This window comes from Streptomyces sp. NPDC002476, from assembly GCF_042889785.1.
Classification (GTDB): domain Bacteria; phylum Actinomycetota; class Actinomycetes; order Streptomycetales; family Streptomycetaceae; genus Streptomyces.
This window is the reverse complement of record NZ_JBIARH010000008.1, coordinates 139,325-162,778: the sequence shown is the minus strand read 5'-3', so window position 1 is coordinate 162,778 and position 23,454 is coordinate 139,325. Positions and strand designations below refer to the sequence as shown.

Annotated in this window: 11 protein-coding genes and 1 pseudogene; 3 read left to right on the top strand and 9 right to left on the bottom strand. The window is 70.6% G+C overall.

Features of this window, described 5'->3' with window-relative positions; genetic code table 11:
* Positions 1 to 6: 6 nt before the first annotated feature.
* Positions 7 to 6,810: an SDR family NAD(P)-dependent oxidoreductase gene (locus ACFYXM_RS12665; protein ID WP_389289006.1), complete on the bottom strand. Its 6,804-nt coding sequence runs from the start codon at positions 6,808 to 6,810 to the stop codon at positions 7 to 9.
* Positions 6,811 to 8,316: 1,506 nt separating this feature from the next.
* Between ACFYXM_RS12665 and ACFYXM_RS12660 the strand changes: the two genes are divergently transcribed.
* Together ACFYXM_RS12660 and ACFYXM_RS12655 are read left to right on the top strand one after the other, a co-directional pair.
* On the top strand, positions 8,317 to 9,144 hold the full coding sequence (locus tag ACFYXM_RS12660) for an SGNH/GDSL hydrolase family protein (RefSeq protein WP_389289005.1): 828 nt from the start codon (positions 8,317 to 8,319) through the stop codon (positions 9,142 to 9,144).
* Between the two features lie 43 nt (positions 9,145 to 9,187).
* A complete protein-coding gene (locus tag ACFYXM_RS12655; RefSeq protein WP_389289004.1) occupies positions 9,188 to 9,790 on the top strand; it encodes an FAD-dependent oxidoreductase in 603 nt (200 codons plus the stop codon).
* Between the two features lie 68 nt (positions 9,791 to 9,858).
* Here ACFYXM_RS12655 and ACFYXM_RS12650 read toward each other — a convergent pair whose 3' ends face one another.
* From ACFYXM_RS12650 to ACFYXM_RS12615, 8 genes and pseudogenes are all read right to left on the bottom strand, one after another.
* Positions 9,859 to 13,248: a S8 family serine peptidase gene (locus ACFYXM_RS12650; RefSeq protein ID WP_389289003.1), complete on the bottom strand. Its 3,390-nt coding sequence runs from the start codon at positions 13,246 to 13,248 to the stop codon at positions 9,859 to 9,861.
* Positions 13,249 to 14,081: 833 nt separating this feature from the next.
* Positions 14,082 to 15,104 carry a helix-turn-helix domain-containing protein gene (locus tag ACFYXM_RS12645; RefSeq protein WP_389289002.1) on the bottom strand — a complete coding sequence of 341 codons (1,023 nt, stop codon included), beginning with the start codon at positions 15,102 to 15,104 and terminating at the stop codon, positions 14,082 to 14,084.
* 272 nt (positions 15,105 to 15,376) lie between these two features.
* Positions 15,377 to 15,472: pseudogene (locus tag ACFYXM_RS12640) on the bottom strand (2-deoxy-D-gluconate 3-dehydrogenase); the annotation flags it as partial.
* Between the two features lie 212 nt (positions 15,473 to 15,684).
* Entirely contained in the window at positions 15,685 to 17,046 is a 1,362-nt protein-coding gene (locus tag ACFYXM_RS12635) for a DUF3100 domain-containing protein (protein ID WP_389289001.1), read from the bottom strand.
* Positions 17,043 to 18,269 (bottom strand): amidohydrolase, encoded by a 1,227-nt coding sequence (locus ACFYXM_RS12630; RefSeq protein ID WP_389289000.1) that lies wholly within the window; start codon positions 18,267 to 18,269, stop codon positions 17,043 to 17,045. Before ACFYXM_RS12630 ends, ACFYXM_RS12635 begins: the two co-directional genes overlap by 4 nt.
* Before the next feature lie 9 nt (positions 18,270 to 18,278).
* A complete protein-coding gene (locus ACFYXM_RS12625; protein ID WP_389288999.1) occupies positions 18,279 to 19,835 on the bottom strand; it encodes an aldehyde dehydrogenase family protein in 1,557 nt (518 codons plus the stop codon).
* Positions 19,832 to 20,719, bottom strand: coding sequence for an NAD(P)-dependent oxidoreductase (locus tag ACFYXM_RS12620; protein WP_389288998.1), 888 nt, complete (start codon positions 20,717 to 20,719; stop codon positions 19,832 to 19,834). The genes ACFYXM_RS12625 and ACFYXM_RS12620 overlap by 4 nt, the downstream gene beginning before the upstream one ends.
* Before the next feature lie 397 nt (positions 20,720 to 21,116).
* Positions 21,117 to 21,992 (bottom strand): MurR/RpiR family transcriptional regulator, encoded by an 876-nt coding sequence (locus tag ACFYXM_RS12615; RefSeq protein WP_389288997.1) that lies wholly within the window; start codon positions 21,990 to 21,992, stop codon positions 21,117 to 21,119.
* 610 nt (positions 21,993 to 22,602) lie between these two features.
* Here ACFYXM_RS12615 and ACFYXM_RS12610 point away from each other — a divergent pair.
* Positions 22,603 to 23,403 (top strand): alpha/beta fold hydrolase, encoded by an 801-nt coding sequence (locus ACFYXM_RS12610; protein WP_389288996.1) that lies wholly within the window; start codon positions 22,603 to 22,605, stop codon positions 23,401 to 23,403.
* Positions 23,404 to 23,454 lie beyond the last annotated feature (51 nt).

The following is a 23,454-nucleotide window of genomic DNA, read 5'->3' as shown; positions in this document are numbered from 1 at the left end:
CGGCGGTCACCACCCCGACGCGGTGTAGACGACGACGGCGCTCTCCTGCGGGCCCCACGCCAGTTCGCGCAGCAGGCTCATGGCGCCCTCGTCGGGATCGATGAGGCGGATGCCGCGTGCTGCGTAGGTGCGCATCAGTTCCGGCGTGACCATGCCGTTGTTGGTGCCGGTGGGCGCCCACGGACCCCAATGGACCGTCAGCCCGCGGCGGTCGCTCCGGTCACCCCAAGCGCGGCCGATGGCTTCGAGGGCGTCGTTGGCCGCGGCGTAGTCGGTCTGGCCGCGGTTGCCCAGGGTGGCCGCGATGCTGCCGAACAGTACTGCGAGGCGGGGGCCGTGCGAGAGTCCGTCGACGGCGTCGAGCAGAGTCCTGGCGCCGTCGGTCTTGGTGCCGAAGACCCGGTGGAAGGACTCCGGGGACTTCTCGGCGAACAGCTTGTCCTCGATCACACCGGCCGCGTAGACGACCGCGTCGAGTCTGCCGTGTTCGGCGTGCACGTCCTTCACCGCGCGATGCACGGCCTCGGTGTCGAGCACATCCACGCAGTGGTAGCGCACACGGCTGCCCAGCCGGGTGAGTCGGTGGACGGTGTCGCGGACCTCTTGCTCGGCCTGGATCCTTCCGATCTCCCGTTCGACCTGAGCCGGGGATCTCATGCCGCCCGCGATCAGCTCGGCTCGCAGCTCGGCTTCAGTGGTGGCAGCCGTCGCGGGGGTTTCCGGGACGGGCAACGGCGTGCGGCCGAAGAGCTCCAGGCGGCAGCGGGCAGCGGTGGCAAGGACGGTGGCGAACCTGGCAGTGATGCCACGCGCCCCGCCGACGAGGAGTACCACCGACTCGTCGTCCAGTCCGAGAGCCGCAGCCTCGGCGGCGCCGTCGTCGGAGGGGCCGGCGCCGGCGCTGCCCAGGACGCCGCGGTCGGTCTCGGTCATCCGCAGTCCACGCCGGGTGTTCCCCGTGCGCAGCACGACCGGCTCGCGGTCGGTGGAGGTCAGCTCCGCGACGATCGCATCGGCCGCGACGGACGGGTCTGCGCCGGCAGGCTGTTCGATGACGCGGGCGATGGTCTGCGGGTACTCCCTGGACAGTGAGCGGAACAGTCCGCGCAGGCCCTCGGAGGCACCGACGACCAGTAGTCGGCGTGGCCCGGCGGCCAGGGCGGACTGGTAGAGGGGGACGGCGCCGGGCAGCACCGGCTCGTGGGCCGGACCGCCGTCCGGGGAGGCGAGGTGGATCAGGCCGTCGAAACGGTCGCCCTCGGGGATTTTGGTGGCGGTCACCGTCCGGGCACCGCAGGAGTCGAGCCGCTCGGCGACGGCCACCGCGAGCGGGCCTTCGCCGATGACCAGGAATGTCCGTCCGGCGAGTTCGGTGGGCTCCAGGGGGGCGGGCGCGAGGTCGTATTCCGACATCACCAGCCGTTTGGGGGCCGTGACGACTGCTTCGGCGTGGGCGGGCGGTGAGGCCGGTTCTGTCGCGGCGGGCTCGGAAGCGGGGGGCTCGGGCGGTGGAGTGTCGTCCTGCCGCGCGGCGACGATCAGTTCGGCGATGCCCGCCGCAGTGCGCGCCCTGGTCAGCTTCTCCGTGGCGGCATCGTCGGTGGCGGGCAACTGGAGCCGTCGAGCGAGCCGGCCGACGATCTCGGCGCGCTTGATGGAGTCGACGCTCAGGTCGGCCTCGAGATCCAGATCGGGTTCGATCATGTCTGCCGGATAGCCGGTTCGTTCGCCTATCACGTCCAGGACGGCCGCGAGGACCGCATCCGTGGTCAGCTCGGTCGGCGCAGGGTCCGGCGCGGGCTGCGGCGCGGTGGGCTCCGGGACCGTCTCGTCGACGGGTGCCGCAGTCACGGGGAGAATCGCTCCGTTCAGCTCACGGGGTGCGTATCCCACGGACTCCGGTCCGGTCCGGACGCCGGGGTCGGCGGCGAGGTAGCTCAGCAGAACGTCGCGCTGAGCGGCGATCATGTCCCGGCTGGTGCGCAGGAATTCACTGATGAGGGCATCGCCTCCGGTCCCCGACGCGCCTTGGAGGGGTTCGGTGCGGAGCACGTTTCCATGCTCTGCGTGTCTGCCGGAACGATTGGTCACAAGTGCCTCCGGGATGCGCTGGGCGGGATGCAGAGCTGTGGCGGGGATGGCGCCGTCGGAGGTGCGGACGAGGTGGCCGTCGATGGTCCAGCCCGCGCGCCTGCGGCGGGGGGCCTGGACCGCATCGACGGCGTCGCGGCCCTGAAACAGCCAACCGGTGCGTACGTCGGCCCCGGCGACGGCGAGTTCGGCGAGCGCGGCAAGGAATCCGGTCAGGCCCGTGCCGCGCCGGGCCTCCAGGGTGACGGTGCGGTGCGGGCGGTCGCCGAGGATTTCGGTGACCTGCCTGGTCAGCACCGCCCCGGGTCCCGCTTCGACGAAGATTCGGGCACCTGCCTCGTACATGCCCTCGATCTGCTCGACGAAGCGGACCGGCGATCCGATCTGGGCGGCCAGTTCGGCGCGTATCGCCTCGGGGGTGGTGGGATAGACCGCGGCAGTGCGGTTGGACCACACGCGGATGGACGGTGTCTCCAGCGGTACCGAGGCCAGCATCGCCGCGAAGGTGCCTCCGGCGGTGGCGACCAGGGTGCTGTGGAAGGCGCAGGCCACGGCGATCCGTTTCGCCTTCAGCCCCTGCTCGCGCAGCCGCTCCACGGCTGTCTCCACGTCGTCGGTGGGGCCTGATATCACTGTCTGGCGCGGTGAGTTGTGGTTGGCGACGACGACGGAATCGGATAAGCCCGCCTCCTCCAGGGCGGCAGCGGCCTCCGGTGCCGAGGCGGTGACCGCGGCCATGGTGCCGGGGTCGTCGCCGCAGGCGGCGAGGACGGATTCGGCACGCGCCCTGCTGCACCACAGCAGTTCCTCGGGGCCGAGGACGCCGGCCGCGGCGAGGGCGGCGAGTTCGCCGTAACTGTGTCCGGCCGCCATCGCCGGGCGGACACCGACACGGCCGAGCAGATGGTGGGCGGCGAGTCCCGTGATGCCGAGGGCCGGCTGGGCGACACGGGTGTCGGTGACACGCTCGGCCAGGGCCTGGCGTCCGGCCTCGTCGAAGCAGGCGGGTGGGAAGAGGGCCGCTGCGACGGACTCGTCGAGGCGAAGGAAGCGCTGGAGTTCGGGGAAGGAGACGAACAGGTCGGCGAGCATGCCAGGTCGCTGGCTGCCCTGCCCGGGGAAGAGGAAGGCGATCTCGCCCGGTTCGGTGCCGTCCGCGAGATGGATGCCGTCGTCGGGAGCGTGTTCGCCGTCGACGGCCCGGCGAAGCGCTGCCGTCAGCTCCGGCACGGAGGAGGCCAGTACGGCGATGTGCGTGGGCAGGCCGCGCACGGCCGCGAGGTCGGCCCGCCGGGAGGCGGCCAGGGCGAGGTCCCGCAGGCGCGGCGCCCGGTGCGCGGTGTGGTCGGACTCGGCGAGAGCGAGAAGTTCGCGGGCGGCCTTGGCGGCGGCTTCCCGGTCGGCGCCGCGGAAGGTGAACAGTTCGGCGGACCACTCGTTGCAGGCGTGGGTGGGTGGGGCGCCGTCGCCGTGGGCGCGCAGAACGACGTGGAAATTGGTTCCGCCGAAGCCGAAGGCGCTGACACCGGCGACACGTTCGGTGGGCGGCGCGGGCCACGGCCTGGCCCTGGTGTGGAAGGCGAAGGGGCTGGTGCGTTCGTCCCAGGCCGGGTTCGGCTGTCGCAGGTGCAGCGTCGGGGGCTTGACACCGTGATGCAGGGCGAGCGTGGTCTTGACCAGTCCGGCGAGGCCCGCCGCACACTTGGTGTGGCCGATCTGGGACTTCACCGAGCCGAGGGCACAGCCGCCGGGGTCTGCTCCGGCCTCGGTGAAGACCGCGGTCAGGGCGCTCAGTTCGGTGCGGTCGCCGACGACGGTGCCGGTGCCGTGAGCCTCGACCACGCCGACCTCGGCCGGTGAGATCCCGGCGTTCAGGTAGGCCCGCGTGAGTGCCCTGCGCTGACCGTCCGCGCGCGGCGCGGTGAGGCCGAGGGCCCGGCCGTCGCTGGAGCTGCCGACGCCCTTGACGACGGCATAGACCCGGTCGCCGTCCCGTTCGGCGTCGGCAAGTCGCTTGAGGACCACACAGGCCACGCCCTCGCCGAGTGCGATGCCGTCGCCGGAACGGTCGAAGGGCGCGGAACGGCCGGAGGGGGACAGGGCGTGCGCGGAGGCGAAGAGCAGGTAGTCGTTGATGCCGTTGTGCAGGTCGGCGCCGCCGCACAGCACCATGTCGCTGGTGCCGACCGTCAGTTCCTTGCAGGCCATGTCGACAGCGGCGAGGGAGGAGGCACAGGCGGCGTCGACTGTGTAGTTGGCCCCTCCGAGATCGAGGCGATTGGCGATCCGCCCGGCAATGACGTTGGCGAGGACACCGGGGAAGGAGTCCTCGGTCAGGCGCGGCAGCTGGGCATCCAGCCCGGGTGGAAGCTGTCCGACGTAGGCAGGCAGGACCGTTCGGAGCGTCATGGTGTTCGACAGGTCGCTTCCCGCCTCGGCCCCGAACACCACGGAGGCACGGTCCCGTCGAAAGGGACGATCGGCGTAACCGGCGTCGGCGAGCGCGCGTCGCGCCACGTCGAGGGCCAGCAGTTGGACCGGTTCGATGCTCGGTAAGGAGGTGGGCGGGATGCCGTAGTCCAGGGGTTCGAAGGGGATCTCGGGCAGGAAGCCGCCCCACCGCGAGGGTGTGTGTTCCCCCGCCCCGTCCTCGGCGTAGTAGAGGGAAGGGTCCCAGCGCGAGGTGGGCACCTCGGTGATGGCATCGGTGCCGGACAGCACGTTCCCCCAGAAGGACTCCAGGTCGGGCGCCTCGGGGAACACGCAGGCCATCCCTACGATGGCGATGTCCAGTGGTTCGGGTGCGGCGGTCGGCTCGTCCGACCCGGCATCGAGTGCAGCCCTGCGTCTGTTGAGAAAGGTCTGCGCGCCGGTGGTCACCGCGGTGTGCAGCGCGGCGACGGTGGTGACCTCCGACCGGAGGACGGCGACCTGCCCGGCCATGAACATGCCCTCGGAGCGCTGCCGGTCCTCGTCGGCCTCGCGCAGTTCGTCACCGACACGTTCGATGCCCTTGCTCGCCAACCTCAGTCGGCCGACGTTGAGTTGTTCCAGCCGCTCCCATGCCTCGCGACTGGGCACGTCACTGGCCCGCAGCTGTTCCTTGCGGGCCGCGAACTCGTCCGTGAAGGGGCTGCGGACACAGCGAGTGGCGTGACCGGGTGCGGTTTCCAGCAGTTCGGTGCGCTCGGCGTCGACCATCTGCTGCTGGAAGAGCGGCTGTACCGCGCCTGCCGCCACGGCCTCCTCCGTGAAGAGGTAGGCGGTACCCATGAGGACTCCGATCGCGGCACCCCGCGCGGCCAAGGGGGCGGTCATGGCGGCGACCATGGCGGCGGACCGCTCGTCGTGCACGCCGCCGGCGAACAGCAGTTGGAGTTCGGCGGCGGCGCCCTTCCCGGCAGCTGCGAGGAAGTCGTCCACCATGTCGAGCTGTGCCTGCCACAGCGGAAAACTGGCCCGGGGACCGACGTGGCCACCGCACTCGGAGCCTTCGAAGACGAACTTGCGCGCACCGGATTCGAGAAACTGGCCCAGCAGCCCGGGCGAAGGCACGTGCAGAAAGGTCGAGATGCCGACTTCTTCAAGAGCCACGGCCTGTGCGGGACGTCCACCGGCGATGATGGCGTGCGAGGGACGGACCTCCCGGATGACCTCCAGTTGCGCGTCCTTGATGTCCTCGTCGGCGAAGCCGAGGACTCCGACACCCCAAGGCTCCTCGCCCAGGGTGCTGCGGGTCTCCTCCAGCAGCGCGCGTGTCCGCTGCCCGTCGGACACGGCGAGCGCGACGAACGGCAAGGCGCCCTCGGCGGCCACGGAGGCGGCGAACGCGGCTTGGTCGCTCACCCGTGTCATCGGCCCCTGGACAACCGGGAGCCCAGTACCGAAAGCACGGCTGCCCGTGCTGTCCGGCCCGAGGACAGGCACGTCCTCGGCAAGCGCGTCCCTCACCGCCCCGCGTATGCCGCGTATCGCTGCGCCCAGCGTGCCCCAGCACCGTTGGAAACGGACCGCCAGGAACGCGTCCTGGCCGATCTCCAGGGGGGCTGCGATGCCGTCCGGGCCGGGGGCACGTCGTCGCAGCACGCGCAGACCGTCCTCGACCACGGTCTCCGAGCCGTCGAGTCCGACGAGCACGCTGGTGATCTCCGCGGGGAGTTCCGCCTCCGCGAGGAGCGCGGTCTGGGTGTCGAGGACCACACCGGCGGCGCCACCGGCGACCGCTGCTGCCGCAGTGTGCGCGCCGATTCCGCCACAGGCCCACACCGGCAGCCGGTGGGACGCGTCCGCGAGCAGTTGCTGCAGCAGCACGAACGTGCTCAGCTCGCCCACCCGGCCGCCGGCCTCATGGCCACGGGCGATCAGTCCGTGCGCCCCGGCCGCCACGGCGGCGCGCGCCTGAGCGCCGGAGGTCACTTCGGCCAGCACGCGCTGCCCGGGGAAGTCGGCAGCGTCCGCTGTCGCCCCGGCGACGAGGACCACGGTGTGGACACAGGCAGGAAGGTCCGACGCGGGGATGCCGTTCCCTTCTTCGAGCCGTACGCCGAACCCGCAGCGCGCCCACTCGGTGGCCAGGCCCAACTGCTCACGAGCGGACCGGGCATCGCCCGTCAGGTCGAGTACTCCCAGTCCGCCCGCGCGCGCGGCGGCCGCCGTGAACCGTGCCGACGCGACACCGAACGGATGCACTGCGAGGACGACGTCCGCCGTCGTGGACATGCCACCATCAGTGCCGACACCAGGCGTGCACATGAAAATCTCCAGGGGACAAGGAGGCGCTCAAGATCGAATGTCCAGGAACGACGCCAGCCACTCTCTTTGCGAGACACATAAAAACACGCAGGCCCGACTCGACCTCGAAAGAAGAGCGAACTGCCGACGAATCAAGCGCCTCAGGGAGGGTGGGGGGTAAGGCGTTCGAGAGCGGGCAGACGCGATCGTACTACGGAGTTCGACAATCCGCTCCGCCCCTTCGGGCACAGCTTGACATCGACGGATCGAATTATCAGGACCCGTCGAGCGAACAACACACATTGACACGAGTCGCCCGACCCCGAAACGAATTAAGCAGCAAAATTTCCGAAATCGCCTGAACATACCCTTACGAATGCACATGCATGGTCCGTGCGAACCACGAACTCATCGCATATGACAACAGCACCCCGCAGGCACGGGATCGACGCCTGACACTTGACGCGCCACGGACGCCTGCGACACAGGAATCCACCAGGCCCGCCCGACGCACCCATATCGATGAAGGCAGAGGCGGCGCAGCTATTTCATTCGTAGACCACCGGACCCGGACCGACGGAAGCCGGGGCAGGAAAACCGCCATCCTCGACTGATCGAATACCCCTCGGCAAAATTTTGTATTGACGCACACACGCCAATCGAGATACGGTCCCTCCGCCAAATTGGCGCACCCCCACGAAAATGGCTTCCACTTCGGCCGCTTTGAGGCGGGAGCCAGAAGGAGGCATTTCAATGTCCAGCCTGCCGAAAAAGTCGAGATCAAAGTTACCCAAGTCATTCACGCGCGCGGCGACTTGCCTGGCAGCGGGGTTCTGCTCGCGGGGAACGTGACTCCGGAGGCCGCTTCCGCAGATGCCGCTGACGCCCCGTCACCACGCGAACGCCGAACTCCTCGACTCCCGCTGCGCCGTTCCGGCGGACCGTGACCCGGACATCACCCGGACCGTATTTTCCGGACAGCGGTCGAACGCGGCGCCACCGACAAGAAGCTGCTCGCCGCGTTCGAGACGGGCTGGGTGGACTCCCACATGAACTATCCGGACTGTGGCGACCGCGACTCGCTCGGCGTCTTCCAGCAGCGCCCGAGTCAGGGCTGGGGCACCCCGGAAGAGTGCATGGACCTGGTGCACGCCACCAACGCGTTCCTGGATCAGGCCATTCCGAACGATGCCGACAACCCCGGTTTCACAGCGGGCGAACTGGCACAGAGCGTGCAGCGATCGGCGTTCCCGAACCGGTACGACGGGAGCGAGGCCAAAGCCCACGCTCTGATCGCAGAAGTTCAGGGCCGACGGTCCTCAAGTGCTCCAACCGGTCGGAGTCCTGCGTCCGCCGGGGCTCCGAGCCGCGTGGACGGCTCGGAGCCCCGGGGAGGCAGCCTTGGGGCTCACCCCCCGTTCACCACACTGCACCGGCGCTCCGCCTGCTCCGGCAGGTCTTCCAGCAACCTCTCACACACTCCAGGAGTGAAACATGCGCTCGTCAAGAGCTCGCAGGTGCCTCGCGTCGGTCTCCGTCGCGGTGGCTGCCGTTTGCCTCGCGGTCCCGGGTGCGTACGCCGCCGACATCGAGCCGACCGCCGCCGGCAAGTATGTGGCGCTCGGCGACTCGTACGCCGTCGCGCCCGGCACACGCGAATACGACAACCCTGACGACCCGTGTCGTCGTGGCCCGTCGACGTACCCTCGGCTGTGGGCCCAGCAGCACCCCTCGTACTCTTTCGTCGAGGCGTCGTGCTCCGGCGCGACCACTGCAGATCTGACAAACCAGCAGGTTCCGCAGCTCACCGCGGACACCACACTGGTGACGGTGCACGTGGGCGGCAACGACGTCGGCTTCGTCGACGTGCTGAAGAACTGCATCCTCACCATCGACGACAAGGACTGCATCGCCGGAGTGGAGGCCGCGAAGGCCGCCGCGACCAGCAGTCTGCCAGGTGCTCTGGCAAGCACGTACGCGGCGATTCGGGCAAAGGCACCGAACGCCAAGGTCGTGGTCGTAGGCTACCCCCGGCTTTACACGATCGGCGGCACTTGCGGCATTCTCGGGCTGAGTGACCGCGAGCGGACGGCACTCAATTCGGGATCCGACACCCTCGACTCGGTTCTGGCGTCCGAAGCCGGGAAGGCCGGGTTCACCTTCCTCGACCCGCGCACAGCGTTCGACCCGCACACGATCTGCTCCAAGGGTCAGGCCTGGGTGACAAGCCTGGAGTGGGAGAAGATCAACGAGTCCTACCACCCCAACAAGGCCGGGCACAGCGAAGGGTACCTGCCCTTGCTGAACGCGATCACCGGCTGATCGCGGCAGGCTGTCGGGCGGTCCCGGACACCGCGCGGTATCGGTGAGTCCGACGGCGCGATCGCCGACGCCGGATCACCGTGGCCCTCCGCCCGCGGAGTCGCATCATCCTGATGACCGGTGCGGCGTGCGGTCCGGGCCGCGCCTTCGTTCTCGGCTTCGCCGGCCGCGGCTACCGGGTCACCCCCTGCGACCTCGACCCGGACGGGGCCGAATCGACATCGTGCTGGGCGCCACCGTCCGCCGGATCGTTCCGCACGGCGACCGGGTCGGCGGCGTGGAGCTCGCGGACGGCCGCGTCGTGCCCGCCGACCTGGTACTGGTCGGCGTCGGCGTGATCCCCAGCCCCGAGCTGGCCGAGTCGATCGGGCTGATCTGCGACAACGGCGTCCGCGTGGCCGGATGGGTCGCCGACCACGCAGCCTGGTGTGGTCACGCGTCGGGTCCGGGGCTGCATCGCCCGGGCGGACTCGGTCGCGGCGCGCATGATGCGTCGTCGCGCCGAGCGAGGCCGCCCGGGGCGCGGGCCGAATGCCTCGACGCCGGTGGAGCAGCTTCTGCACGGTCGGGCCGACGGCTCGCCGGAACTGGCACAAGACGGCGGCCTGCCCGGCCGACCGCCTCAGCGACGCCCTCGCGGACCTGAAACCGTTGAGGACGACCGCGTGGCCGGGTGGGCCCTTGTGCTGGGGCCCACCCGGCCGAACCGCGTGGCTACCGAACGTCGTAGGCGCGGGTGACGGTCTGGGTGACCGCGTTGCCGTTGGAGTCGGTGAAGGTGGCCTTCGTCATGACCTGCTTGCCGGAGGCGCCGGTGTGGTCGAGGACGGCTGTCCACTTGCCGTCCTGCTGCTCGGTCGGCGCCTGGGTCCAGGTGGTACCGCCGTCGTAGGAGTACGACAGCGAGGCCGACTTGATCTCGCCCGGGGTGTACCCGGCATGGCCCTCGACCGACAGGCCCACCCTGATGCCGCTCTGCGCGGGAAGGGTGTTCATGCCGTCCACCGGCACGTCGTACGCCGGGTGGAGGATCGGCAGGCCGCGGGAGTAGACGTCCGGCTCCCGGTGCGAGCGGAAGCTCCAGGTGGTGTCGGCAGCGGTGGAACGCAGCCAGTTGCGGTCCCCGGTGTAGATCTTCTCCAGGTGCTGGGTGAGTTCGTACGCGGAGTCCTCGTCCGGCACGGTGAACACCCCGTACGGATAGGCGAGTCTGCCGATCTCCTCCCCATTGCGCTTCAGCGACATCTTGCCGATGTCGCCGAACGACCCGCCGTAGGACCAGTGGTCACCGGAGCCGTCGACCCAGAGGGCGTTCTGGAAGCCGATCAGGTCGCCCTGCCGCTCGGCGGTCAGCATCAGCTTGCCGTCGGCGTCGCGCGGCGCGGCCGGCCGCAGGGGGCCGCCGTACCACTCCTCGGCGCTCCGCTGGCCGGCCTTGTAGGTGCGGCCCTGGTCGCCCATGAACGCGGCGAACGGGAAGCTGGTCATCGCACCGTGGTACCAGGCGTCGTCGCCGGTCGTGTAGTAGGCGGTGCGGGTACCGGGCACGTGGACCGTCTGGTACAGGCTCACGGGGATCTGGGTGGAGCTGCTCCCGGAGGGACGGAGGAACAGCGCGTCGATGTAGTCGGCCTCCTTGCCCATGGCGTGCCACGTCTCGGTGACCTGGGCCAGCCGGGAGTCATTGGGCTGGTAGGCCTGAGCGGAGTGCAGCGGCCCCTCGGTCGGGAACGACAGGTTGTAGACGTAGGACGAGCCGCCCTCGGAGCCGGTCGCGCGCCAGGTGGGCCGGAACTCGAAGGTGCCCTTCCGAGCGCGCCCGTCGATGTCCGCGTAGAACTTCTGCACGGCGCCGTCGGCCGTGAGTGTTCCGCTGAGCTGCCAGGTGTCGTCCCACGTGCGGGCGTAGTTCAGCGTGGTGCCCTGCAGCGTCGAGGGGCGGTCGGTGTGCAGGCTCAGCTGGTGGGCCTTGCGGGCGTCGAGGACGACGGTGGTGTCCTTGGTGATCCGCACCTGCGGGTGGGCGAGATAGCTGACCGATTCGGGCTTGTTGCTCGCGTCGGGCGTCGTCACGAAGCTGCTGATGGCGTACTCGCCCGGGCGCACACGGTAGGTCTGCTCGGGCGCACCCGCGTTGGTGCGGCGCTCGCCCTCGTCGGAGTCGAGGCTGGCGACGTCCAGGGAGGAGGAGCCGGTCGCGGGCTTGCCGTTGCGGTCGACGACCTTGACCCGGAGGGTGACCGTCTCCGGCTGGACGTAGAGGGTGACGGGCACGGAGACGTGCACATCGCCGCCGGTAGCCAGGATCCGGCCGGTGACCGCACCGTACTGGGCGGGCTTCAGACGGGCGGTGGGGTCGATCTGCAGCGGCACCTGAGCGGTGGCTCCCGCCGGGACCGTCACCTTGTTCTCCGCTGGCTTGATGATTCCGGAGGTGACGTCGCTGCCGTCGTTGCCGTGCACACCGCTGACCTTCAGATGGAGCGTCAGGTCGCTGTCGCTGGTGTTGGTGAAGGGCACCTGCACGGTGGTGCGGTCCGACGGGTCCTGCGGCCAGTTGTAGCTGCCGGCCTGGACAGCCGGCGCGGAGAGCACCTTCTGGTTCACCGCGCCGAACACGTCAAGCACCCCGCCGCCGGTCTGATCGGCGCCGGGGACCTTGCCGCCGGTGCGGGCGGAGGAGACCAGGGCAGCCTTGATCTGCTGCGCGGTCCAGTCCGGGTGCGCCTGGCGGACGACGGCCGCAGCGCCCGCGACATGCGGGGTGGCCATGGAGGTACCGGACATCGTCCGGTAGGCATAGACGCCGCGGCCGCCCGCACTGGCCGCCGAGATGTCGACGCCGGGGGCGGCGATCTCGGGCTTGAGGGTGTGGGTGACCGCCACCGGACCGCGGCTGGAGAACTGCGCGGTGGTGTCGTCGCGGTCGACGGCGCCGACGGTCAGCACGCCGGGCACGCAGCCGGGCGAGGAGACGGTCTCGGTGCCCGGGCCGGAGTTGCCGGCGGCGACGACGAACAGGGTGTTGCTGTTCTGCGCGAGCTGCTTGGTGGCCTGGGCCATCGGGTCGGTGCAGTCGCCGATCCTGGGGTTGCCCAGGCTCATGGAGACCACGTCGGCCTGCTGGTCGACGGCCCACTGCATACCCGCGATGATCCAGGAGTCCTGGCCGTAGCCCGCGTCGTTGAGGACCTTGCCGACGAGCAGGGAGGTGCCGGGGGCAACGCCCTTCTTGCGGCCGTCACTCGCCGCTCCGGACCCGCCGACCGTGGAGGCGGTGTGCGTGCCGTGGCCCACATAGTCGTCGGTGGTCTTGGAATCCGTGAAGTTCTTGGCCGCGTCCACCCGGTTCACCAGGTCCGGGTGCTCGGCATCCGCGCCCGTGTCCAGCACGGCGACCTTGGTGCCCTTGCCGTCGTAGCCGGCCGCCCAGGCCTCCGGCGCGTGCACCTGTGTGGTGGACCGGTCCAGCGTGGCCTCGGCCTTGCCGTCCAGCCACAGCTTCTTCAGCGTGGAACCGGAACGTGAGCGCGGGTTGGTGACGTCCTGCCAGAAGGCGGCGGCAGTGTCCTTGCCGGCCTTGAGCGCGACGCCGTCCACAGCCGGGAGGCTCAGTCCCCGCTCGGCTCCGCGCGGAGCCGCCGGCGCGCTGTCGGCGACGTTCACACTGTCCCGGTAGGTGGCAATGAGCGGCAGCGTGTCGGTATGCGTGTCGTCGTATCCTTGACGGATGAGCCCGGTGACATTGAACAGCTGCTCGTCGACCTTGCCCTGAGCGATCGCCTGAGAGGCGCCCTCCGGATAGACGTAGAGGTCCTTGCCCCTCTGATAGGTCTGCACCATCGGCTGTGTGCCGTCCTCGCGGGGCAGCACGGCCGCCGAGCTGCGGCCCGACGTGTCCGTGGTCACCAGCACCTTGTCGCCGGTGACGAGCGTGACGGTCACCTGCTTTCCGCCCGCTGCCGTGGCCCCGCTGCCGGTGATGGGGCGCTTCCCCGAGCTTCCGTCAGGTGGCGTGTCCGCTGCCCCTGAAGGCGCGACCCCGGTGACTGCCAGGACGGCGGCGGTCGCCGCGCCCAGCGCTATACGCGTTATGGAGCGCATGAGTCTCCCTAGTTGATTCCGTGAACATGCCATGCCGCGGCTGCATCCTGGCAGACATGCGGATCACTCAGGGGTGCCGTGCGTGACGGATTTCCCACGTGACGGGTCTCCGCCACTCAGACGCCTCGGCCGGTTCGTCGGCTCGGTGGGACTTCGAGGCCGACGGACGAGGGCGTGCGCCACCGGGCCGGTGATCGCTCGGAGCATCTCGCCGAAGGAGCACGCGGCACGCTTCCCACACCTTGGCCAGTACCGTTCCCCGGCCTCCGCGGAAGCTTCCCGACGTGCCAACTTCCTTGTATACGGGGTGAGTTCCGACCGCGACGCACCCGGCGGCTCAGGAGCCGGCTGCGCGCCGAACCGAACGTCGACCATGGCCCGTCAGGAGGCGAGGGTGCGGGCAGTGGGCTCCGGGAGCCGGTGGGCAAACAGTTCGAGCCCCGGGCTTCGCTCTCCGTCTCCGGGAGCCACGGCGGTTCCTCGCCGCGCGACCGCTGCTCGTCCGGGTCGAGGTCGCGGGGGCGGCGGACGGCTGACGGACCGATCCCGTTGAAACCTCGGCGCAGGTTTTGGCTTCGAGGGGCTGCACCTGGTCGGGACCGCGGGGGTACGTACCGCTGTTCCGGTCGTGCCGGCACCCCGGACCACGGGATCACCGATGGCAAAGAGGGAGACATGCAAGGGAGTTGACGGTTCGTCCGCACAGGATGGCCCCACCGACGGACGGGGGAACGCCGGCGGACGGAGGAACGCCTGCGGACGGAGGAACGCCTGCGGACGGAGGAACGCCTGCGGACGGAGGGGACACCTCGGCCTTCGAGCCGAGGAAAAGGTCAGAGCCAGCCCGCACGTGCGGCGTGCCACCCGAGCTGCAGGCGCGACTCCACTCCGGCGAGATCCATCAGACGGCGCATCCGTCGTTCCACCGTCCGTATGGAGAGCCCGAGCTGGGAGGCCGCGCGCCGGTCGGAAATCCCTGCCAGCAGCAGGGCGAGAACCTCCCGTTCCTCCTCGGTCGGCTGCTGATCGGCTGCCGGCTCCTCGCGCACACCCGTGGTCGTGGTGTAGATCGGCCGGGCTTGGGCCCATTCCTTCTCGAAGAGATGGACCAGAGCCGTCAGCAGGCCGCTGCGGTGCACGACGATCGCGCTCGGCTCGCCGTCGGAGTCCGCCATGTCCAGTGGCACCATGGCACGCTCCCGGTCCGATACGAGCATCTTCAGCGGCAGCGAGTCGACCAGCCGAAGCTCAACGCCTGTCGTGATGGCCGCCCGCACGTCCCGCACCACGTCGTGACCGTCCAGATAGTTCTTGTCGGCCACCACCCGGAAGTCGACCCCGCGGTCCAGCGCGGAACTCTCCGAGACGTCGGCTTCCTCACGCGGCACCGCGATGGGCGTGCCCACCAGGAAGGCGAGCAGTTCCCGCTGGGCGCCGCACTGCAGTTGGTGGAATCGGTGGGCGACCTGTTCCACGCCGACGACCACTTCCATGACACCGCCCGCTGTCTGGGCGTTGGTGGTGCGGTACTGCTCGGTCAGCATCGAGAACGCGGTCTCGGCCTGGTACAGCGCGTTGCGCTGCGCCACAAGGAGTGGGGCCAGGGCTACCGAGGGCGGGGTGAGCCGGTAGTGGGCGGACTGGAGATCGACCCCGCAACCGTCGGAGTCGGCCGCTGCGGACTCGGTGGCGACCGCCACCAGGCCGCGTGCCGTCAGGTCGAGCAGGATGCGTGCGGTCTCGGCCTCGTCGAGACCGCTCTGCCGGGCGAGGTCCTGCGCGGAGGCCGCCGGGCAGGCCAGCAGAGTCGTGTAGACGACCTCTTCGGCAGGGCCCAGTCCCAGCGCCTGCAGCATCCGGTCCTCCTCGGGCGGCCATCGTGTCCTGTCCTGGCGCACCTCTCCTGGCCGAAAAGGTACTTCTCGGCCGCATCCTATCCCGCTGTCAGCATGTCGTCGCAGGCTGTCCACCTGGTCCACCCGGCCAGGATGCCCTGCGTTCCAGTCGCCGTGACACGGACGCGAACTCCGCGTCGGGGGACGGCGGGGCGAGAGCGGTGACCGTACAGGGCGGCCGACCGACCGCTGCTTGGAGGAACAAGCGGTCGCCGCGGCCTCAGCATGCGCCATCCGGCCCGGGCCGACGCACGCACCATCGCCCGCCCGATGCCGCACCGGGCCCCGGTCACCACGGCGAGCGGCTCCGCCAGGTCGAACGCGCTGATGATTCCTCCTCCATCCGCGTCGCACCGTGATCGTGCGGACGGTCTCGGCCGGGAAGCCGGCGGCGCCAGGGCGTGTTTCGAAAGGAGCGTCGTCGCACGCCCGCCATGGATTCCGGGACAGCCCTCAGGCGTTGCGGGCCGGACGGGACTTTCGAAACACGCCCTGGTGGCAAAGCCGTCGGGCGGTCATGCCCGCGGCGTGAAGGAGGGAATCAGCCCCACGCGCCGAGGGTGAACTCGGCGATCACTGCCGAGAGCAGGAACGAAGCGGTGATCGCGACGAGCCCGACCGGGATGATCTTCCAGCCGATGCGGCGCAGCAACGGCAGATCCTTGCCCAGCGACAGTCCCGCGAGGGTCAGCATGATCGTGGCGATGGACAGAAAGTCCACCGATCCGACCAGACTGTTGAGGCTGCCGGAGGCGAAGAACCACGGGCTGGACACGTACGCGCCCACCGTGGTGATCCACACGATCGCGGAGATCTTCCGGCTGACCTTGGCGAGGAACAGACCGAGCAGCACCAGCCCCAGCAGCACGGCGTAGCCGCCGACGATGTCCCAGCCGATCGTGCCGGCCGCGACCGAGGCGGTGCCGAGGCCGAGCACCGTCAGGACGCCGAGCGACAGCCAGAGCGGAATCCTGATCTCGCCCGAGGCGGCGGCGACTTCCTCTCGGAAGGCGCGGTTCGCGGCGGCGTCGTCCGTCGGGCCGTCCGGGGCGGAGAGGGCGTCGGGCGTCGTCGCCTCCGGCGTGCGGGCGTCCTGACGGCGGGTGAGGAAGCGGTAGAACCGGTCGGCCAACGGCAGTGCCACGTAGATGCCCACGTAGACCCCGAGGATGGTGGTGATGAGGTTCGACACCGCCGCCATGCCGAGGATGGCCTCCTCGTGCCCCGGGTACGCGGCCACGATGCTGGCCGAGGACGCGGCCATCATCGATCCCGAGCCGACTCCGGCGCCCATGGCGAGGGCCAGTGGGTCGAAGATGTTCCAGTTCGACACCAGCGAGGTCAGGAGCGTGATGAACACCGCTCCGAACATCGTGCCGAACACATACATGGCCAGGACACCGCGGTACTGGTCGGAGTCCGGCCCGTACTTCTCCGAGACCATCGCGAAAGACGGCTCGCGGTCCAGCGAGAAGGTGGCTCCGACCGTGGCCTTGCCCAGGCGCAGTGCGACGGCGAGCGGCAGGGCGACGGCCACCGTGCCCAGCAGATGGCCGATCTCCTGGAGCAGCAGCGCGGGCCCGGCCTTGACGAGTGTCGGCAGGCTGGGGCCGATGTTGAAGGCGAGCCGGGCGACCAGGAGCATCACGGCCACGCCGACGAGCGCGGACGCCACTTTCTGGAGACGGATGCCGAGGGGGCGGACCTTCTGGACCGACACCAGCAGGCCCAGGATCAGACCCCACACCATGGGGAAGACGATGACGGAGCCGATGCCCAGGTCGATGTCGAGCTGCCCGAGGGCCTGCACGACCAGGGCGATGACCAGGGCGAGGGCGGCGATCGGCAGGGTCTGACGCGACCCGGCGACGCGGTCCTTGGCCGCGGCGGTGGGGCTGCTCATGTCGCCGCCGCCTCCTTGACGACGTCACGGCGGTAGGCCGCGGCGATGAACCGGTGCCGGTGCTCGGCTTCGCCCGCCGCGTCGACGACGGTCCAGGCGAGCGCACGGGCGGCCTCGAACATCATGTCGTACGCCACGGGTGTGTCGGCGACGGCCGCGAAGGCGTGGGAGTGGATGGGCACATCGACTCCCGGGATGCTCAGCCATGGATGCAGGCTGGGGATGACCTGGCTGACGTTGCCCATGTCGGTCGAACCGCCGGCGAGCCGGTCGCCGGAGGTGACGTCCCGCCCGAAGGCGGCCATGGCCGATGTCCAGAAGCCCGCCAGCGCGTCGTCCTGCACGAGCGGCTCGTAGAGCGGTTCGGTGGCCTCGACGGTCAGTTCGGCGCCGGTCGCCAGGGCCGCGCCCTCGAAACACCGCCGGACACGCTCCAGCAGCGCCTCGTACTCGGGCAGGGTGAACGCCCGGCACTCGAAGTCGACGACGGCCCGCTCGGGGATGATGTTGGTGGCGACGCCGCCTTCGGAGACGAACAGCGCCACCCGCTGGTCGCCCGGCAGCTGCTGGCGCAGCAGACCGACGGCCACCTGGGAGAGCGTGGCGGCGTCGGCGGCGTTCACGCCCTGGTGGGGTGCGGCCGCGGCGTGCGCCGCACGTCCCCGGAACACGGCCCGGTACCGGCCGACCGCCTGCGCGGTGCTCCCTGCGGGGTTGTAGCCGACCCCGTCCTGCACCGGGTGGACCATCAGGGCCAGGCCCACCCCGTCGAACGCGCCGGCCTCCAGCAGCAGCGCCTTGCCGCCGCCGTGCTCCTCGGCCGGGGTGCCTATCGCCTTCAGCGTGATGCCGAGTTCGTCGACGTACGGGGCCAGGGCCAGCGCGGCGGACACCGAGGCGCCGGCGATGAGGTTGTGGCCGCAGGCATGACCGACCTCGGGCAGCGCGTCGTACTCGACGCAGAGCGCGACCGTCAGTTCGCCGCTGCCCGCGGTGGCGGTGAACGCGGTCGGCAGACCTCCCGTGCCGCGCTCGACCGTGAATCCGCCCTCGGTGAGCAGCTCGGTGATCGCCGCGGCGGACTCGGTTTCCTGGAAGGCGATTTCGGGATGCGCGTGCAGGGCGCGTGCCAGCTCGAGCACGCGGTCCTGCCAGTCCGACACTCCCGTGGAGGTGTCGGACTTGAGCCGGCTGCCGGCGTCGGCGGGATTCTTCGTGGTCACGGGTGCCTCCTAGTAGCTCAGTGAGGGGAACGGGGCGCCGGCGGCCCGGGTGGGCGTCCAGACGGCCTTGGTCTGCGTGTACTCGTCCAGCACTCCGGGGCCGGAGGAGCGGCCGTGTCCGGAGTCCCCGAATCCGCCGAAGGGCACCGCGACGTGAATGGTCTTGTAGGCGTTGATCCAGAAGGTGCCGGATTTCACGGCGCGCGCCACGTGGTGGGCGCGGGCGACGTCCTGGGTCCAGACCGCCCCGGCCAGGCCGAAGTTCGTGGCGTTGGCGCGGGCGATGGCCTCCGCCTCGGTGTCGAAGGCGTCGGCGCCGACCACCGGTCCGAAGACCTCGGTGGTCTCCAGCGGGTTGGCGGGCGTGACCCCGTCCAGCAGGGTGGGCGGCACCCAGTGTCCGCTCGCCAGCGGCGAGTCGGTGAGCCGGTCGGGCAGCTGTGTGCCGGTCACCCGGCGGGCGCCGCCCGCGAGCCCGGCCTCGATCAGCGAGGTGACCGTGCCGAACTGGGGCCGGGTGATGATGGGGCCGACCTCGGTGGTGGGGTCGAGGGGGTCGCCCAGCCGCAGCCGGGACGCTCGCTCGGCCACACGTGCGATGAACTCCGCGTGCACGGAACGCTCCACCAGCAGCCTGGATCCGGCCACGCACGACTGGCCCGCTCCGGAGAAGACGGCCGACACGGCGCCGTCGGCCGCCCGGTCCAGGTCGGCGTCGGCGAAGACGATGTTGGCGCTCTTGCCGCCGAGTTCGAGGACGGTCGGGATACCGGCGCCCGCTGCGGCGACCGCCACCCGGCGGCCGGTGGCGACCGAGCCGATGAACGACACCTTGCCGACCCGGGAGTCGGCGGTGAGGGCGGCGCCGACGGTGGAGCCGAGGCCGGTGGCGACGTTGAACACGCCGTCCGGCAGCCCCGCCCGGTGGGCCAGCTGGGCCAGCCGCAGTGTGGAGGCGGGGGTGAACTCGCTGGGTTTGACGACGACGGCGTTGCCGGCCGCGAGCGGTGCGGCCGAGTTCCAGCCGCCCGTGAACAGGGGCGCGTTCCACGGGGTGACGGCCACCACGACGCCCCAGGGGACCCGCTCGGTGTAGGTGTGCCAGTTGCCCGGGACGGGAATCGTGTGGCCCAGCAGCTTGTCCGCCCATCCCGCGTAGTAGCCGAACATCTCGGCGACCTTGGCGGCCTCGGCGCGGGTGTCGCGGACGGGCTTGCCGGTGGTGGCGGATTCGAGGAGGGCGAGTTCCTCGGTGTGCTCGCCGATGGTCCGGGAGACTTCACGCAGGATCGCGGCCCGTTCGAACGGGTCGGTCGCGGCCCAGACCTCGGCCCCGCGGACGGCGGAGGCCAGCACGGAGTCGGCCCCTTCGGCCCCGGCGTCGGCGTAGTCGGCGAAGCCCTCTCCGGTCGCGGCGGCGGTGAGGTGCACGGTCTCGCCGCGGCCGGTGACGACCCGACCGTCGACGAACGAGCCCAGGCCCTGCGGAAAAGCGGCGTCGAGAGCGGCGCGGGCAGTGACGGCGCCGGACGTGCTCAGGTCCGTCGGGAAGGTGGTGGTGCTCATGCTTCGGTGGCTCCTTCGGAGGTGAGGGAGGGGGCTACGGTGCGGGCGATCTCGGTGAAGTCGGCGCCGGGGCCGAGCTCGGCCAGGGCCTCCTGCCAGACGCGGCCGGCGACGGCCAGCAGCTGCGGGGTCTCACCGCGCTGCCCGGCGGTCTCCACGGCGAGTGCGGCGTCTCGGGCCATGAGTCCCAGGGCGAAACCGGAGTCGTAGGTGCCGGTGAGCACCCAGTCCGGGTACATGGCCGCGGACGCCTTGCTGGCGCCGGACGCGCCGCTGATGCCCGCCGCGGCGGCGGAGGGATCGACGCCGTATGCCTTCGCCACGGCGAGGGCCTCGCCGACCGCGACCAGGTTGACCGCCGCAAGGGCGTTGTTGAGGAGCTTGACCACGTTTCCGGAGCCGGGGGCGCCGAGGTGGCGGTACCGGCCGCCGGTGAGTGCGTCCAGGACGGGCCGGGCCGCGTCGAGCGCGTCGGGGTCGGCGCCGACGAACGCGGCGAGCCGGCCATCGGCCGCGCCGTCGCGGCCGCCCGAGACGGGTGCGTCCACGAAGGCCGCGCCCTTGTCCGCCGCGAGGGCCGCGCACTCGGCGGACGTGCCCGGCTCCGACGTCGTGGTGTCGACGATGGCGAGCGTGCCCGGCCGCGCCAGCAGAGCGGGCACGGTCGCCTCGACCACGCGAGCCGAGGGCAGCGACAGGACCACATAGGGCGTGCCGGCCAACTGGTCGAGGTCCTCGACGGCCTCCACACCCGCCTTCGCGGCGGCGGACCGGGCGGCGGGCGCCGGATCGAATCCGCGCACCTGCCACCCCGCCCGCAGCAGGGCGGTGGCCATGGCACCGCCCATCGAGCCGAGGCCGACGACGGCGATGTGCTTGCTCATCAGTGCTCCTGTCATGAGGGGACGTGCGTACGGACGTGAGGGGACGTGCGTACGGACACGAGCGAGGCCGGGGGACGGGCCTCGTCGGTCCGGGGGAGAAAGAGCCGGGGGAGAAAGAGACGGTGTTCGGATGGGCCCCGGCGGACCTTGGGGAGGGGTGGCCGGGGCGGGCGCGTCGGCGCGGTCGGCGCTCGCACGCGGGCGGTGAAGGGGGTGCGGTGAAAGGCAGGTGGGCCACCGGCGCTCCGAAGGCGGCACCGGTCGGGCGACGAGGGAGCGTGTGCGGTACGGCGGCGGCAGCCGGTGGGGCGCGCCGCCCGATGTGGGCCGTGCTGCGGAGCGTCGCCGACCGCGCGGACCGGATCGGGCGTCCACGCGATGCGACGGGGGGAACGGTTCAGTCGAGGTAGACGTCCAGGTCCTTCCAGAGTTGCTGGGTGCGCCGGATGGCGGCACGGCTGCGCTCGGGCTGAGCCGTCTGCATGCCGGCGAGGAGTCCGTAGACCACCGAGGTGGCGGCCGTGACGGACTGGAAGAAGGAGATGCCCTCCGACGGCACGATCAGCAGATGGTGGGCGATGGAGGTGGCGAGCCGGCCGCGCCGCATGTCGGTGATCGCCACCACCGTGGCGCCCGCCGCACGGGCCGCGTCGGCTGCGACGATGATCTGTTTCGTGGACCGCCACATGTTGACGACCACGAGCACGTCACCCGGACCGAGGCAGTTGACGGCGGTCGCCAGATGGACGCCGGCCCGGTGCTCCAGCGTGATGGGGTAGCCCATGGTGGAGCCGAGGTGCGCCATGACACTGGCCGGTCCGGCGAAGGAGCCGACCCCGACCACCAGGATCGACCGGGCCGAGGCCAGCGTGGCGATGGCCGCCTCCGCGTCGGCGGCGGAGTTGCTCTCCAGGGTCTGGCGCAGATTCTCGATGTCGTGCGTGAGCGCGTCGTGCAGCGGGCTGCGGTGCTCGCCGTGTTCGGTCAGGGTCTCCTCGGTGGAGATGTGCACCAAGTAGCGGGCCCGCAACTCGCGTTGCAGATCCGGCCAGCCCCGGTAGCCCAGCGTCTGGGCTGCCCGCACCACCGTCGAACTGTTCACGTCCGCCCGCTCGGCGATCTCCGCGATCTCCGCGTACGAGGCCAGCTGCGGATTGCGGACGATGACGTCGACGACCCGGGCCTGAGCCTTGGACAGCGACACATCGGGCAGGGCGTCGCCCAGCCACTGGCCGTCGCGGTCGGCGGGGTCGTGGTTCTGCAATGCGGACACAGGTCTTGCTCCCGGGTACGAGACGCAGCGCGCTGCAAGCGCGATTGCAGAACCGTACATCGCAATTTCATTTGCAGGAAGCCCCCTGTGCTCGGGCGAGGCAGATCCGCGCATCGAGGTGCGGTGCGGGAAGTCCGACGCCGAGTGCGAGGACACCGGCGGAGTCGACGGCCCCGCGAGGTCGCGCTTCATGGCGGCATCGAGCGCCGGCATCCGCGTCGGCGAGGACGGGACGACGTGCACGTCGTCGCTCTTGCCGTTTTCGATCCCGATCTCGGCCACGGTGAGCGCGAACGCCCCGCCGGGCCGTGTGTTCGCAGTGCCGTCGCACGGCGGGCGGCACCGTGAACACACGGCCTGGGACAGGCGGGGGAAGACGGCGTGGGCCCAGCAACCCACAGGCGCGGCAGCCCGAGACCGGCCGGGGCGACCACGGCTGATGCGGGATGTCGCTCCGATGCCTCGCCGAAGTCACCCGCTTGGATGCCGTTGCCGGGCCCGTTCGGTCCACCGCGTGAACGCTGAGGTGCCGTAGGCCCCTATCGAGAGCGAGGTCGACATGACAGTACCCGCGATACACGGCTCACTGCTCCGAAGCAGAGCGCTGCGCGTGGCGACGGCAACGGCAGGGTGCGCGGTCACCGCCCTGTCCGCGCTGAGCACAGCCCCGGCAGCAGCGAACGGTGATGCGGACGCCGCCAAGCCGACCGTCGTCCTGGTCCACGGCGCCTTCGCGGACAGCTCCAGCTGGAACGGGGTGATCGAGCGGCTGCAGCGCCGCGGTTACACCGTGATGGCCCCGGCCAACCCGCTGCGCGGCCTGTACGGCGATTCCGCGTACATCGCCTCCGTCCTCAAGACGATCAAAGGCCCGATCGTACTGGCCGGCCACTCCTACGGCGGTGCCGTCATCAGTACCGCCGCGGCGGGAAACCCCCAGGTCAAATCCCTGATCTACATCAACGCGCAGATGCCCGACGTCGGTGAGAGCGGTATGTCGCTGTCCGCCCGTTTCCCCAGCGCCCTGGGCACCGCCACGAACTCCGTGCCCTATCGGACGGCCGACGCCGACGGCACCGACCTGTACCTCAAGCGGGACAAGGTCCACCCGGTCTTCGCCAACTGCCTGCCAAAGGACCAGGCGAACCTGCTGGGTGTCACCCAGCGCCCGGCGGCCACGACCGCGTTCTCCGAGACGGCCAAGGTCGCGGCCTGGAAGGAGATTCCGTCCTGGGCCCTGGTGGGACGGCAGGACATGACCATCAGCCCCCAGCAGGAGCGCTTCGAGGCCCAACGGGCCCACTCCCACACGCAGGAGATCGACTCCTGCCACGTGTCTCTCATCGCCCGCCCCGACGCCGTGGCCGGCCTGATCCTCCAGGGTGCCACTGCGGCTGCAGGCGGCTCCTGACATCGATGCAGCCGTCAAGCAGTTGGCCGCCGACGGCTTCCCCCGTCAACT